We start from the raw sequence: 14,285 nt of genomic DNA on the forward strand, positions 1-14,285 counted from the left end.
CGCTAGCTGCCGGCGGCACCGTTGTTGCCGTTAACGAGGCCACCCTTGCCGCCGACCCCGCCGGCGCCACCGTTGAACCCGCCGGCGCCCCCGGGACCGCCGTCGCCGCCGACAAGCCCGCCGGACCCGCCCGGGCCGCCCGCTCCACCTGTGATCCCGCCGTCACCACCAGCGCCACCAAACCCGCCCAACAGCCAAGCAGCTCCTCCCTGACCCCCTACGCCGCCTAAGAAATTACCGTTCCCGCCGAACCCGCCCGGCCCGCCGAAGCCGATGAGGGCGCCGAAGCCGCCGCGGCCACCCGCGCCGCCAATGCTCCCTCCGAACCCACCGGTCCCGCCGAAGCCGCCTACACCGATCAGGCCTGCGGCACCGCCGGTGCCGCCGGCCCCCCCGGTATTGGTACTGGACCCGCCGAAACCCCCGATGCCGCCGAAGCCGACCAGCATGCCGCCAGCACCGCCGTTACCTCCCGCAAAACCTGAATTCCCTGTGCTCCCGCCGGTACCGCCCATCCCACCGTTGCCAATCAGCCCTGCAGCACCCCCGTTGCCGCCGACCCCGGTGCTGGGGCTATAGCCGTTGCCGCCATTGCCGTACAACAGCCCGCCGTCAAATCCGTTGGGGTGTGTTGCAGTTCCGGTTGCGCCGTCGCCGATGAGCGGGCGCCCCAGCAGTGTTTGGGTGGGTGTATTGATCACATTGAGCACCGTCTGCTCGAAGACCTGCAGCGGAGAGGCGTTGACCGCTTCAGCAGAGGCATATGCATTCCCGGCCGCGGTGAGTGTCTGTGCGAATCGTTCGTGAAATGCAGCCGCTTTCGTGCTTAGCGCCAGATACGCCTGGGCGTAGGCTCTGAACAACGCGGTGATGCCTATCGAGACCTCATCGCCCGCGGCGGGCAACAATCCAGCCGTGGAAACCGCCGCAACCGCATTTGCTGCGGTGATCGCTGACCCGATTTCCCCCAAGCCCGTCGCGGCTGCCGCCACTGTCTCAGGCACTACGAACGACATCGAACACCCCTCCAAGTGACGGTCTTCTGCCAGTATCCGCGGTGGCTGGTGCATCGGAGCAGTTGAGTTTTGCTCTGTCTTCCGTCAGGCTCCCGCCGGGGGCGTCAGTCTATAGGCGGGCAAACAACATTTCGCGCATTTGATTCTGGGCACAGGCTTGGGCCTATTGAGGTGCGCCCGTCGCCTGCGCAAATCGGTGAGCTATCAAGGACTGGGCCAGCACAAACTGGCTGGACCATACGCGGGCGGCGGCGACAGATCAGAAGGGCAGGACTATCGCGAGCGGGCCGAATCCGAGTGCCCTGTTCGAGATCAGTCCGATTCCGCGGTTGCTGTCGCCGATGTTGTCCAGCCCGAAGTTGCGGTCGCCGATGTTGTTGAAGCCGAAGTTGTTGTTGCCGATGTTGTTGAAGCCGACGTTGAAGTTGCCGATGTTGCTGCCACCGAGGTTGAAGCTGCCGATGTTGTTGTCCCCGAAGAAGTTTAAGCTCCCGTTGTTTCGGTAGCCGAGGTTGAAGCTGCCGTTGTTTCCGTCGCCGAAGTTCAGCAAACCATTGTTTCCGCTGCCGAAATTCAAGAAGCCCTGGTTGTTGTCGCCGACGTTGAACAGGCCCAGGTTGCCGGTGCCGGGATCCAAGAAGCCTAAGCCGGCGGCATTGAGCACTGTCTTTTGCGCGTTCACAGCCGCTTGGTGGATCGCCTGCTGTACGGCCAGGTTGATGCCGGCGATCTGGCTGTTTAGCCCGTTGGTGATGGACGCGCCGACGTAGTTGATACTGCCGTTGATCTGGTCGATGACGAGGTAGGCGTTGGTCGCTGCGTTGTAGACAATGAGGTTGGCGTTGAGTCCGGCGTTAGTGATCAGGCCTTGGAATTGTTGTGATAGGCCGCCCAGACCTTGCTGGATGCCAGGCACGCTGATAGGGCTTGAGGGGCCTGCGCCGCCGTTGCCTCCGAGGGGGCCGGTTGCGCCGGCGATGCCGGGTTGGCTGAACAGGAATCCGCCGGGCCCGGCGCCGCCGCCGGTGCCTGGGGTGCCGGCGAATCCGCCCGCCCCTCCGCCGCCGCCGACGGTGGCGCCGCGGCCTCCGGTGCCGCCGTTGCCCGCGGCCCCGCCCGTGGCGCCGTCGCCGCCGTTGCCGATCAGAGCCGCGCCATGGCCGCCGGCGCCGCCGACACCGCCCGTTCCGCCGGTTCCGCCCTGACCGCCAAATCCACCTACGATTTGGGCTGGCCCGCCCGTGCCGCCATGGCCAGCCGCCCCGCCCGCGCCGCCGTCGCCGCCGTGCCCGTAAATCCATCCACCGTTACCGCCCGCCCCGCCGGCACCGCCCTCGCCGCCCGCCCCGGCCGGGTACCCCCACCCGTTCAACACAGGATCGGTCCCGCCGGTGCCGCCAACACCCCCAGCCCCGCCGGCGCCCCCGGCCCCGCCGTTGCCATACAGCAGTCCGCCAGTGCCACCAGCACCCCCGGCGCCCCCGGCGCCGCCGGTGCCGCCGTTACCGACGGCGGGGCTCGACCCGCCCGCGCCGGCGCCGCCGGTAGCACCCGCTCCCCCGTTGCCCCATAGTCCGGCCGCACCGCCGGCCCCCCCGGCCCCACCGATGCCGCCAGCAGCGCCGCCAAGGCCACCTGCACCCCCGGCCCCGCCGTTGCCGTACAACCAACCGCCGGCTCCTCCGGCTCCGCCGGCTCGGCCGGGGGCGCCGGTGCCTCCGGCCCCGCCATTGCCGATCAACCCGGCTGCGCCGCCCGCGCCGCCCAAACCGTTGTAGCCATTGCCGCCGTTGCCGTAGAGCAATCCACCGGCCTGACCATTGGGATTCGCTGCGCTGCCGGCAACACCGTCACCGATCAGCGGGCGCCCCAGCAGCGTGTTCGTCGGCGCATTGATTACCCCCAGCAGTTCTTGCTCTACCGCCTGTAGTGGATTGGCGTTGGCGGCTTCGGCGGTTGCGTAGGATCCTGCGCTGGCGTTGAGTAGCTGGATGAACTGGTTGTGAAACTGCGAGACCTGGGCGCTGGCGGTCTGGTATGCCTGCCCGTGTGTGCTCATCAGTGTGGCGATAGCCGTCGAGACCTCATCAGCGCCGGCTGCCAGTACCGTGGTTGTCGATGCTTTCACCGCGGTGTTGGCCTGGTCAAGCGCGGATCCGATCGTCGTGATCTGCGATGCCGCCGCCGTGACCGACTCTGGGGTGGCGAAGAGAAAAGACATGGGAATCCTCGTGTGTAGTCGGACGGGGGTTTGGAAAGCGGGCGGCACTGCCTGGCGTTAGTCTACGTTAAGACGCTGCGAAAAGTCGCCCGCCTTGAACACTGCATGTGAGTTAATGTGAACCTGTCTAGCTATGACGCCCCTAACGCGCCGATGACCAGGCGAGTGCTGCGCGGATTTGATGCTGCGAAGTTCGCTGCACTCCGCCAGGAACGCGGCTTGAGCGTCTCCGATCTAGCACGACTGGGCGACATCGGGACCTCCACCATCCATGCGTGGGAAGCTGGCACCCGCACCCCACAGGTGGATCTCCTTGCACGCGTCATGGACGTTCTCGGCGCTGCAATCGACCAGGTCGTCTGCATTGACCCCGAAGAGCGCTACCCCGGAGATTGGCGCGTCATGAAAGGAATGACACAACCCGAACTCGCGGCAGCCGCCAAAATCGCCACCACAACCCTGCGGGCGATTGAGCGCGCCGACCAGTCGCTGAGCGACCACAACGCCAGAACCCTTGCTGCGGTACTGGGTATCAGCGTTGATACTTACCGCGCAGCTTATCGCCGCGCCCGAAGCCGTCCGCCCGGAACGCAGGTATAGCTGCGGCACCCCCGCGGCCGGGCCTGCGGAAGGCGGACTTCGTCGGCAAAGGCGACCTTCCTCATGGCCAAGGTGGCGTTGCATTAGCAAACCTTGGCCAACGACTCACTGCGCAGGACCTGTGCGCTCGCATCGATGATCTTGCCGACCGTGTGGTGCCGCAGCGTCAGGCGGCGACCGATGTCCCGGTTGGGCAGATTGTGTTCGTAGCTCATCCGCAAAACGTTTGCGATCTCCTCGCGGTCTATGTCTTTGACCGTGATAATTCCGAGCACCTTGTCGGCCAAATCGACGTACGGCAACACCGACCCCTTGTCAGCGTCAGTGTGGTCGCGAATCGGCGGGGTCGCCGCGGGCGCCGGGGCCACGCCCTCGTGGAGGCATGGCCGGTCCGCTGCGGTAGCCGTTGCGGTCACCGACTCGCGTGTCGGTGCGGGCACGTCGCGCGGGCGTTCCGTCTGTTGCTGATCAGCCGGGGTGGCGCGTTGATCGGCGGCCGAGCTGGGTCGACGCACCCGCATCAGGATCGTCAGACCGTGGATGCTGACGACAACCGCGATCGGAGCAACAGCCCCTACCGCGGCCCGCAGCATCCAGGGCAACTCCTGCTTAGGCGGCAGGACCGCGTGCAGGTCGTTGCCGCCGACGCTGACTAGCAGTCCGCCGATCAGAACGGCCCAGAAGAACCGCCGGGCGCCGTGTTCGGACATGCAGACCACAGCGCCGAGGGTGGCCAACAGCGTCGCTCCGTCCACCGTGCAAGGCCACAGCCAGGCTTGGCGGGGCGGGACGTGTGACCGTACCGCTACGTCGGCCAGCGCGGTGAAGCTCAAAAAGAAGCTGGCCACACCGACGAAGACGGCCAGGCTCACGGCCGCGGCCCGGATAGCCAGCACAGCCCAGGGGTGTCGCTGGATGCTCGCTTCCATCGTCATTTTTGTCCTCTCGCAAATACATAGGTGGAGACGTCATGTGCGGCGTGGCTGTGCTGGTCGTTCAGCAGGCCACCTGGTGTGCGGTCCTGGCGTCGAGATCCTCGGGCGGGCGGTCATCGTCGGGCCGGTCCTGGTCGCGGCTGGCGGTGTCGCCGGCCGCCGGCGCCGGCAGCGGGGTCGGCTCGACAACGGTCCAGCAGACCCGTTTGCGGCCGTCTCGAATTGTCCTGCGGATCAGGCCATGGCCCTCCAGGCTGCGCAGGTGCCGATAGACGCCGGTATAGCCGTGAGTGGTGCGGCGGTAGGCGACAATGTGCCAGTCCGCATGGCATTCAACGATTTTGACTCCCGGACCGAGTCGTTTGAGGTCACACAGCTGAGCGCAGGGAGCGTGGGTTCGCTCCGACTTCCACGGCATCCGTTGTGCCAGTTCGGCTGTCGACAGCGGGACGGGGCTGCGACGAAGTTCTGCGAGCAGGCCTTCGCGCAGCGCGATGGTGTCGGCCGTGGTCAACGCCGCCGCCCACGCCGCGCTATGACCGCCACACCGCCCGGCTCGGATGAACGCGGCTCGCGGCCGGCGCGACGACGACGCTCATACAGATTCGACCGAACCGGGATCAGCTGCGCAAGCCCCTCGGCGACTCGTCCCTGCCGCCCCCCGATCGTACGCAGGAAAGACCCTGTGCCAGGGACATCGTCGGGCACCAACGCCGCCAGCGCTACGGTAAGTGCTTGCAGTTCATAGCGCGGCATTTCTTGAAACCGGCGCCAGATGTCCACTGGAGACGAATCACCGTGCACGTCCTCAACCACCGCCATCGCTTGAGCGAACAGCTTCTCGCACTGCGTAATTCGGAAGTACCGGCTGGAGAACGCCACCGGAAGTGCTGCTACGTCGAGACGGTAGCGAATCTCGGCCGCAGGTGCTGATGGCACTTCATCGAGCAGCAGAGCCGCCCGCACGATCGCCCGATCAGTCCACCGATCCTTGCCGCCGCGGGACCGCGGCGCGGTCCACCCGTCTAAGGCGAACTCATCGGGAAACATGCGCAGCAGCCGGTTCAAGACACTGTCCGCGATGCCGAAGAAGGCGGCGACGTCCGCGATCGATGGCGATCCGGCCAGAAAGTCCACCTGACCGTCGAGCAGCTCGTCAAAAACATCGACTCGGCCCACCAGTTTATTGCGGCGCTCTCGCGCCCGCTCCTGCGCTTTCTTCTCAGCTTCCACCCGCAGCGCGTCGCGGTCTTGTGCCTCTCGGTCGGTGTTGTCGTGGTCGTAGATGTCGTAATCGAACAGGGCAGTCATCGCTAGTGCCCTCCTTTCTTGGTGGTGGGGTTGAGCAGACTGCGTCGGACCAGAACCGACCACGGTGTGGGTCGCAGACCGACGAAGCCGCGGCCCCAGGTGCGGTCGGCGAGCCGTTGGGGATGGGTGAAAACCCAGTGATAGACCGGAACGTCAGGACGGACCTTGGGTTGCCCCCACGGTTGGCAGCATCCGCGAGAGCGGTGCACGTCGACCAGGGCCGCCGCGCCCAGCCACCCTTGCTGGCTGGTGTGCCACCCGGCGTTCATGCCGGCGTTGCTGGCTGCCTTCACCCCCGCGTCGTCGATGCGGGTACCGCCGTAGATGAGCACCGGCCCGCGGTAGTCGGAGGACCATGTTCGATTCTCGATTGTCTTGCCGCCCAGTCGTTCTGGGACGAGCAGCAGTGAGGCCCACGGTCGGCGCAAGGTGATGCCCATCGCGTGCCCGGTCGCGGCATACAGCGAGCTCGGCGGGTTGGCAAGGTCCAGTACAACCCCGCGATGGCATCCGGGGTCTCCCAGAGCACAGGTGCAGGACAAGTCCCGCCCGCGCAGGGCGGCGATGTCGGCCAGTCGGTCTGGTTGGCCTGCGAGGGACACCGCATAGCGCACCGTCGCCCCGAGACGCTGCTCATCGGTCAGCGCCGGGGTGTCGTACGTGTTGGCGAACGCAGTGCCGGCCGCGACCGATACCGCACCGCGTGGCACCGGCAGTCCCGCGCGCTGCACGCGCGGTTGCGGGCCGGCCACCGTCGGTGTCCACAGGTCGGGGTGGTGCTCAGAGACGGCCAGAGTCATAGTCGGTCCTACTCGCGTGATGGGGCAAAAGACGGCTAGGTTGCTGCGCATTTACGGGCTGGGTGTCGAGCGCCCTGGTGGCGGTGGTTGATCACCGGGATCCGGATGATCCGACGTCGCTGTCCGCGTCGTCGGTGCGCCGTTGCGCTCGTTGCGGTCGCGGTAGAAGCCGGCTGCGCTGTTCGGCGGGGGCGCCCCACCCTGTGATCGGCCCGGCGCGCTCCCGCCGTGCGTGTCGTGGTGGTGGCCGCGCGCCACGGCGCCGCGGTGGGCTAGCGATGCGCCCGCAGCGACGGGGATCGCGACCTCCGGGGCCACGACCTCGGCGGCACCGCGGGCGGCGGTGCGACCGGCCGCCTGGCCACCGGCGGTGTTCGACGCGCGTGCAGCGGGGGCCGCAGGTGTGCGTGCCGGGACGCCGCCGCCGCTTCCTGGACCGCCGCCGGGACGTGATGGGGTCGGCGCGGTACCGAAGTGCGGGTCCGGGCCGTTGCGTCTGGGCCGCTCGGTTGGGGTGGGGTGTGCTTGGCGGCCGGGTGGTTGCGCGCCCGGTCCGCCGTGCTCGCCCTGGCCCTGCCCCGACGCCGACTGTTTGCGGTCTTTCAGACGCCCGCGCCAGGTGTTGAGGACCCGGCCGCTGTACTCAACCTCGTTGACGGTGCGGGCGGTTCCGGTAACGGCGCGATATCCGCCCCGCGCCAACCGCACAGGGCCGGGAATGCCGTGGTCGCCGAAGGCCCGCAGTAGTGCGAAGCGGAAAGCCAGCGCGCCTACGACGGCCAAGAGCACCATCACCAGCACTTTGGCCAGCGGAGCGGTCATTGCGATCGTTCCGGGCAGCGTTCCGCGGGTGACGCTGGCCATGACGAGGACAAGGATGCCCAGTCCGGCGGTTGCGGCCATCATCTCCGCGCCGTGCAACAGGATCCGCCCGGCGGCTTTCTTCGCGAACTGTCGGGGCGGGCCTGGGAATGCTGCAATGGCCACGGCGGGAACGACGATGAACAAGTTCCAGAAGGCCTTGAAGCCCACCCGGAACGCCTCGATTCCCATGTAATCGAGTGACCACAGAATCAGTAGGACAAGGCAATTAATGATGAAGAACAACCCGGCGGTGGTCGCGTCGAGGTGTAGGGCGTGGGCGTAGGCGCTTGGAGCGCATGACTTCACGGCTTGAGCTGCGCCGGTGCCACTGAGTAGTGCGCTGTTGTATATGCTCGCGCACCCGGGAACGTCGTCGATCAGTTGGCCGAAGTTCACCAGCTGCACCATGTCGCGGACGAGCACGTCGACCATCCAAGAGGTCAGAGTGTCCAATTGCGCGCTGGTGCCGCCTGCGGCGACGGGCCCATTGTGGACGACCCCCTGGGCCAGGGAGAAGCCCAGTGAGCGGCCGATACCCAACAGTCCGTTGTCGCTGATCAACTCGCCCGTGGGGTCGCGTAGCAGCAGCCAGAACACCAGCAACGCCACAAACCCGCCCAAGATGATCCCGATGCCCGTGCTGAAACCCGTGGTAAGACAGAGGATTCCGCCGACCACGACGGAGAACAAGATGCCACCTTCGAACAGGTGCATCCGCTCGATCATCGCCTTCATGGTGTCCACGATCGGGGAGGCGATCGCACCCAGCCAGGAGAGCCACAGCACCCCCAGGGCGAACTTGATGAGCCAGATGCCCACCGAGCACACACCAATTAGAAACGCGGTTTCCCCGGCCAGGAACATGTTGAGTTGGGCGTAGGTCAGCGAGGTGTTCAGTGAAGACATGATGGCCGGCGCCCAGGTGGTCGGGTCGACGCCAAATTCCGGGCCGTTGGAGCCGATCATCTCCATCAGCGGGGGCAAGGACACGAAGTGCTGGCCGATCGGAACGCCATAGCTGTCGTGTAAGCCGGTGAACGACCATGCCGAGCCCAGGGTGTCGGCGGTCGCCGTAGGCGCGGTCACAACAGCCAAGAGCGAGGCACCCCAGATGGCTTGGACGATGAACCAGAGGCGGCGGATCCGGGGCCGCGTGTACAACCACGCGGCCAGCAGTTCAGTCATGCTGCCCACTCCTGCCCTTGGACTTCCATGTCGCGCGTATCGAAGGCAGCCAACAGGTCTGGTTGGACCGGGGGCAGCATGTCCACCAGTCCGACCCGCCCCAGATCGTCGAAGAGGTAGGCCAGCCCGCGGCCGGGCTGCACCTGCGTTTGCAGCACATTGGGGTATTCGTCCGGGTCGATCCCCAACCGCTTGAATGTCGCCTTCGCATACTCGAGGTCGGTCGGCTTGAACGGCGTGACCACCCGCATCGGCAGGTTCTGGATGCCGATGCCGTCAAAATGCTCCAGATATTGCGAGATGCCTAGCAGGCCGTAACGTTCCTTGCGGCCCTGATTGCCCATCCGCTCGGCGTCCTTGCGACCCACCGGGGATGCGAAGTACTCGCGGGCTTCCTCGGTCACCAAGAATCCGAACGCGCCTGGGCGGCGGCTCGGCCCGGTGTAGGACAGTCGCGTCAAGGAGGCGATCATTCCGTAGATCGCCAAACCAGCACGGGCGCGCGGTGATTGACGCTTGTAGAGGTGGACTTCGTCGGTCTCAGACGTCGTCGGCAACTCTTGCCCGGTCATCTGCCAGATCACCGCGTCCTTGTCGGCGATCGGCGGTACCGGCAGCGACTCGTCGAACATCGCCCGCAGATACTCCTTTTCGGAGAAATAGATCAGACTGTCGGCCAGCTCCTCGTACTCGGTGTAGGCCGCCCGGTCGAGATTTCTGAAGTAGCGCACCAGCCCGCCAAGGGATTCGGCCACTCGGTCATCAGGACGAAGGAGCCGGCCCAACTGGCGGGCCGGCGCCGACACGGCATCCATGCCCATCATCGGCAACAGGTGATCGAGGGTGTGCTCGACGGCGTGTTCGCGCGGAAAGATCCGCAGACCGTCCAACGACCACCGACTGGTGTAGGGGTTGATGGTCAGGACGCGGTCGCCGTGGTGCGCCAGCGCGGGAATCCACTCACCCAGCGTGCCCGGGTCGATAATGGACACTTGGTGCCCGCGTTTGATGAGCGCATCAGTAACACGCTTGCAGGACAGCGACTTTCCGCCCCCAGGAGGACCGATCCACAGCATGCCCGGCGCGCCCCGGCGCTCCTTGAAACCCTCGAAATCCAGCAGCACAGGGCGGGGCCGTCTGGTGGCCAGATTGGCTGCGAACAGGATGCCGGTGTCGTGGCCCAGCTGGGAGCCCACCAGCGGCGCATACCGGGCCCAGTGCTCGGTGGTGGTGGGCTGCTTGAATTGGCTTCGTGGCGTGTTGCCTTCGCTCCCCGGCTGGCCGAGCTGCCACAGCGAAGCCTGAGCACCTTGACGAGCCGACAGCGCGGTGCCCAGCTCCTCGGCGAAATGGGTCCTGAGCTGCTGTACGGCGTCGGTCAGGTGCGTTTCGGTCGCGGCGCCAACCGCTAACACCGTCGTGGCGTGCACACCGCGTTCCAGTTGGCTGGCGTTGAGCGCATTCTCGTATTCCTCGCCAGCGGCGTAGCGCCGGGCCAGGTCCGCGTCACGGGTGCCCGACATCTGGAAAGACTGGTCATCGAGGTTGCGTTGGGCGCGGTCGACGGTGCTCAATTCCTGTTCTCGGGTAGTGATGCTGACGTGCTGGTACCAGTCGACATCGGCGGTGATGTCGACGTCGTAGGCCGACTGCAGAATCTCTGCACCCGGGAAACGCAGGCCTCCACGCGGCAGCTCGGCGACGGCGAGCATGCTCTGGTAACTGTCACAGGACGGCCCGCGCAGCACCACCAACGGGCGCAAGGACGGGAACACCCGCCGCCACCAGGAGCGGTGCTGTTTGCGTCGCTGCTGGTCGCCTTCATCGAACTCGACCGGCATCATCCATGCAAAATCCTTGCCCGCCAGGCGACGTGGCCCCCCCGGTTCGTGGGGAAAGGGCCGGTTGAGCGCACCGCGCGTGCAGTGCCGTTCGTAAAGCCACATGATCTGCTGCGGGGTAGCCGGCCTCGGCGCGAAGGTCGCCGGGATCTTCCCCAAAATTTGAGCGACGACCTCACGCAACGCATCGAGGCTGTCAGGGGCGTCTTGGTCGCGGCCGATGACCGCGCTGGTCAGTTTGGCCACCGACCCCGCCGCTGAGCGACCCGCCATCCCCGCATCCACGGGAACACGAACACCGAAGACCTGCTCATAGAAGAGGTTCTCGGCGAGAAACGGTTCCCACTCACGCACCTCTCGGATCCAGCGCGGCTGGTGTTCGCGGCCGGCGATCATGCGCTGCTGCAACCGCTTGGTGTCCACGCGCGGCGATACTCCCCAAAACACGATCCCCGACGGCAGCTGGCGCACTAGTGGCCGGTGGTCGGCGGCGATAGCGCGCCGAGCGGCGAAGCGCTGCATACCGCTGGGTTGTTCAGCGAGGATGAAATCGGCATAAACGCCACCCTTGGTGAACACCAGATTGTCGATGACCGCTTTGGGGGGTGACTTCCACCGGTCACGCTTGCCCGACACCGCGGCGCGGGACTGGGTACCGATGAAGCAGTTCAGCACCCACAACATCCGATACCGTGGTGAGGGGCGGGAGATGGGAATCTGGCGGGCCGCGTAGGTCGCCATCGCGGTGAACATCAGCCCGAACATGGCGATCCAGCGGGCGTACCCGTCATAGAACCAGACGTACATTCCCCAGCCGGTAAGACCCAGCCCCAGGATCGCCGCAGCACCGTCCCACGGACCCCATGGGCCGAGTGGGATCCTGGTGTGCTCGTCGAGGAAGCCCAGCCGTTTCGGGAAGTTCAACACATCGGCGAACGACTTCGCCGTCTCCTGCTGGTCTTCTGCCATCGTGGTCCTCCCCATTTGCAGGTGTGGTGGCGGTGGATGCGGCTACTGGCCGTATTGACCGGTGAGCACGTTGCCGCCGTGCCGGTTGACGGTGTTCTCGACTGACGCGGTCAGCCCGACGGCGCCCAGCGCGATGGCGGCCAGCGCGATTCCGCCGATGAGCTTGCCCGCTGCGGCGCCAAACCCTTTGTGGATGCTGACGATTCCGCCGAAGATGCCGGAGATGATCAAGCAGATCGCCAGCGGGTAGCGCATATCGTTCCACAGGCTCGGGATCGCAGTGAGCAAGTCGCCGGCGGCGACGATGGTGGTGATCATGGTGGTGCTTCCTTTTCTCAGAGGTGTTGATGGACTGGCTAATTCGCCGGCGGGGCGCCCATAGGTGCCACCGGAGTGATGTTGTCGTCACTGGAGAGCACAGGCGCCCGGTCAATCCCGGCCACCGACCAATGCCCGCCGACGCCTCGCAACGTCAACGGGTAGGTCATTGCCACGTTGGCGTACTGCGAGGTCAAGGCGGTCACCTGAGCCAAGACCTGCGCGGTTTGGCCGTCGGCGGGTTGGGCGGGCACTGGACCGGTCGCGGTGACCGAGGTGACCAGTGGCAAGGGGTTGCCCTTGTCGTCTTTGCGCGCCAAATAGGGTGCGCCGATGCCGACCAGCATGGAATCGGTTGTCACATAGCGGGCGACATCTCCCGTGCCGGTCAGGTAGGCGGTAATGAACCCCGACACCACCTGGTAGGCGTTGTCGGCGCTCGCGAGGGTGCGCGGATATGCCACAGCGAGATTGGCGCCTGGTCCGGGCCCGCTGACCTGAAACGGCAGGCCGATCGCCCGTGGCCCGAAACGCGACCACAGGACCGGAACTCGGTACAGGTATCGGGTGGGCGAGGCTGATTCGTACGGGCGTTCGTTGACCCCCACCACGACCGAAAAAACTTCTGCCTCAGCGTCTTTACCGGCATTGCCTTCGTAAGTCACAGCAACCACTGACGGTGATCCCAGGACAACGGCCGGAGTCGTGGGGAGGTTCAAGTCGGCGGTGGTCACCGAAACGAATTGATTCAGTGAGGTTGCGCTGGACGCGGTCGCGGTGAGCCAGGTCGTCACGAAATCTTCGGCGAACGAGGACACCACCGCGGACTTGTTCACCACGGTGCGGGCCGGAGTAACAACGTCAGTGGGCTTGTCGAACATGAAGTCCCACACGGTATGCAGACCGCTCAGAGCCGCCAGTACGATCAGTGCGGTGGTCCCGTAGCGCCGCAGGGCCGACGATGTTGCGGACACCCGCCCGGTCCATGTCCGATTCAGTTTCATCACTGGACCGCCACGCTCGCGCCGAGCACGGCATCACGCATCACCACGGCGACGGAGTCGCGCTGACGGTGCTCCATGTTCATCGCGCGGACGAATGACGAGCGCATCGTCGGAGGCGTCGTCGCGGCGACGGCGTGCGCTGCCTCCCAAATGACCGGGTTGTTGAGGTTTCCGTAGGAGCTGTCACTCATCTGCGTCACACCGCCTCGTGTCCGATGATCTTCAACGCGCTGATGGCGAAGGTGGCGTCGACCGGATCGGAGCCATCACTGCTGCTGGCAGCCGTCCCCGCACCCGTCGGGTACGCCGCCGACGGGTGCGGGGCGACGCTGGGAGCGGAGTCGCCGAACACGCTGGTCAACCCATTGCCAGGGCCCGATGTCGGTGGTGCGACCGGATCGGCCGGGGGACGTGAGGTATACCGGATCAGCATCTGAATACGTGATGCGAGAACACGTTTGATCGGTTGCACCGCTTCACCGTGAACGTTCTGGGTGTTCTGCATCACCGGTGGGATGCTCGGATCATCGGGAAAGCTCCACTGAACGATGCTCACCACACGGTGCTGCGACCACTGCGAGACCCCACTGGCATCTTGCCCTACCCAGCCGGGGGTCAACGAAAAGGCCGTCAGCACGTAGGTTCGCCCCAGGTCGATAGTGATGACCTGCCCGTCACCGCCTGCCCGCACACACACGAACGCGTTATGGGGATCCATCCCCGACATCGTCTGCGCCGGCGTCGACCCTTCAGCGCAGCTGTTCTGGGCATCGGCGGTATAGGGCAACGGGCGGTCCACGCCCGGACCGGCGGCAGGGGCAGGCGATGACGATGCATTCGCGACCGCTACCGCCTGCGGCTCACTCAACGATCCGCCCGCTCTGGTCGGCTCCGGTGTGTCGTGGGAATAGAACGCCACGGAACCCACCAGCGCGGCGACCACAGCTGCGGCCACCACGCCACCAAAGCCCCACAGAAGCCTGTGGTCGAACCGGGCAGGTCTCTGGTCACCGTCGAGCTCGGAATCGAGATTCACCGGACCGGTCGAGGGATCGTCATCGTCGGCCATCAGCACGGCCACATCCAGTTCCCCGATATCGCCGGGGTCGCCCTCGGAGTCGTATGGGAAGGCGTCGGCGCCGGATCCGTGCAACCGGCGGACCCACTCATCGTCAGAAATCAGCTCGTCGGCACTCATCGCAGCGCCCCGTGCGAGGTCGC

The 14,285-nt window shown here is 66.0% G+C and carries 12 protein-coding genes and 1 pseudogene; 1 reads left to right on the forward strand and 12 read right to left on the reverse strand.

Annotation, left to right across the window (positions count from 1 at the left end; all coding sequences use genetic code 11):
- Window positions 1-8 precede the first annotated feature (8 nt).
- A pseudogene (locus EET10_RS28805) lies at window positions 9-1,016 on the reverse strand (PE family protein); the annotation flags it as partial.
- A 259-nt stretch (window positions 1,017-1,275) separates the two neighbouring features.
- Entirely contained in the window at window positions 1,276-3,237 is a 1,962-nt protein-coding gene (locus EET10_RS29945; protein ID WP_167480282.1) for a PE domain-containing protein, read from the reverse strand.
- 153 nt (window positions 3,238-3,390) lie between these two features.
- Here EET10_RS29945 and EET10_RS28815 point away from each other — a divergent pair, with 153 nt between their 5' ends.
- Entirely contained in the window at window positions 3,391-3,837 is a 447-nt protein-coding gene (locus EET10_RS28815; RefSeq protein WP_036395561.1) for a helix-turn-helix domain-containing protein, read from the forward strand.
- Window positions 3,838-3,920: 83 nt separating this feature from the next.
- On the opposite strand, the gene EET10_RS28820 is transcribed toward EET10_RS28815, so the two are convergent.
- From EET10_RS28820 to EET10_RS28865, 10 genes are all read right to left on the reverse strand, one after another.
- Complete coding sequence (locus tag EET10_RS28820) at window positions 3,921-4,772, reverse strand: DUF2637 domain-containing protein (protein ID WP_080692218.1); 852 nt, start codon at window positions 4,770-4,772, stop codon at window positions 3,921-3,923.
- A gap of 61 nt (window positions 4,773-4,833) precedes the next feature.
- Window positions 4,834-5,286, reverse strand: a complete 453-nt coding sequence (locus EET10_RS28825; protein WP_051493634.1) for a hypothetical protein — start codon at window positions 5,284-5,286, stop codon at window positions 4,834-4,836.
- Complete coding sequence (locus tag EET10_RS28830) at window positions 5,283-6,083, reverse strand: glutathione S-transferase family protein (protein WP_036395563.1); 801 nt, start codon at window positions 6,081-6,083, stop codon at window positions 5,283-5,285. Before EET10_RS28830 ends, EET10_RS28825 begins: the two co-directional genes overlap by 4 nt.
- 2 nt (window positions 6,084-6,085) lie before the next feature.
- Window positions 6,086-6,883, reverse strand: coding sequence for an ASCH domain-containing protein (locus EET10_RS28835; protein WP_051493636.1), 798 nt, complete (start codon window positions 6,881-6,883; stop codon window positions 6,086-6,088).
- Between the two features lie 51 nt (window positions 6,884-6,934).
- On the reverse strand, window positions 6,935-8,932 hold the full coding sequence (locus EET10_RS28840) for a hypothetical protein (protein ID WP_136624776.1): 1,998 nt from the start codon (window positions 8,930-8,932) through the stop codon (window positions 6,935-6,937).
- The gene (locus tag EET10_RS28845) at window positions 8,929-11,742 is read right to left on the reverse strand and encodes an ATP-binding protein (RefSeq protein WP_099188832.1); all 2,814 of its coding nucleotides are present in this window, start codon (window positions 11,740-11,742) and stop codon (window positions 8,929-8,931) included. The genes EET10_RS28840 and EET10_RS28845 overlap by 4 nt, the downstream gene beginning before the upstream one ends.
- A gap of 42 nt (window positions 11,743-11,784) precedes the next feature.
- Complete coding sequence (locus EET10_RS28850) at window positions 11,785-12,060, reverse strand: hypothetical protein (RefSeq protein WP_036395568.1); 276 nt, start codon at window positions 12,058-12,060, stop codon at window positions 11,785-11,787.
- 38 nt (window positions 12,061-12,098) lie between these two features.
- Window positions 12,099-13,034: a conjugal transfer protein gene (locus tag EET10_RS28855; protein ID WP_225723112.1), complete on the reverse strand. Its 936-nt coding sequence runs from the start codon at window positions 13,032-13,034 to the stop codon at window positions 12,099-12,101.
- A 29-nt stretch (window positions 13,035-13,063) separates the two neighbouring features.
- On the reverse strand, window positions 13,064-13,255 hold the full coding sequence (locus EET10_RS28860; RefSeq protein ID WP_136624777.1) for a hypothetical protein: 192 nt from the start codon (window positions 13,253-13,255) through the stop codon (window positions 13,064-13,066).
- Between the two features lie 5 nt (window positions 13,256-13,260).
- Window positions 13,261-14,262, reverse strand: coding sequence for a hypothetical protein (locus tag EET10_RS28865; RefSeq protein ID WP_051493638.1), 1,002 nt, complete (start codon window positions 14,260-14,262; stop codon window positions 13,261-13,263).
- Window positions 14,263-14,285 lie beyond the last annotated feature (23 nt).

The sequence above is a fragment of the Mycobacterium pseudokansasii genome (genome assembly GCF_900566075.1).
Taxonomy (GTDB): domain Bacteria; phylum Actinomycetota; class Actinomycetes; order Mycobacteriales; family Mycobacteriaceae; genus Mycobacterium; species Mycobacterium pseudokansasii.

Excerpts from the sequence above, each read along its gene's own strand:
- EET10_RS28845 (WP_099188832.1), bottom strand. The coding sequence starts at position 11,742 with ATGGCAGAAGACCAGCAGGAGACGGCGAAGTCGTTCGCCGATGTGTTG.
- EET10_RS29945 (WP_167480282.1), bottom strand. The coding sequence starts at position 3,237 with ATGTCTTTTCTCTTCGCCACCCCAGAGTCGGTCACGGCGGCGGCATCG.
- EET10_RS28835 (WP_051493636.1), bottom strand. The coding sequence starts at position 6,883 with ATGACTCTGGCCGTCTCTGAGCACCACCCCGACCTGTGGACACCGACG.
- EET10_RS28840 (WP_136624776.1), bottom strand. The coding sequence starts at position 8,932 with ATGACTGAACTGCTGGCCGCGTGGTTGTACACGCGGCCCCGGATCCGC.
- EET10_RS28865 (WP_051493638.1), bottom strand. The coding sequence starts at position 14,262 with ATGAGTGCCGACGAGCTGATTTCTGACGATGAGTGGGTCCGCCGGTTG.
- EET10_RS28830 (WP_036395563.1), bottom strand. The coding sequence starts at position 6,083 with ATGACTGCCCTGTTCGATTACGACATCTACGACCACGACAACACCGAC.
- EET10_RS28815 (WP_036395561.1), top strand. The coding sequence starts at position 3,391 with ATGACCAGGCGAGTGCTGCGCGGATTTGATGCTGCGAAGTTCGCTGCA.
- EET10_RS28860 (WP_136624777.1), bottom strand. The coding sequence starts at position 13,255 with ATGAGTGACAGCTCCTACGGAAACCTCAACAACCCGGTCATTTGGGAG.
- EET10_RS28850 (WP_036395568.1), bottom strand. The coding sequence starts at position 12,060 with ATGATCACCACCATCGTCGCCGCCGGCGACTTGCTCACTGCGATCCCG.
- EET10_RS28820 (WP_080692218.1), bottom strand. The coding sequence starts at position 4,772 with ATGACGATGGAAGCGAGCATCCAGCGACACCCCTGGGCTGTGCTGGCT.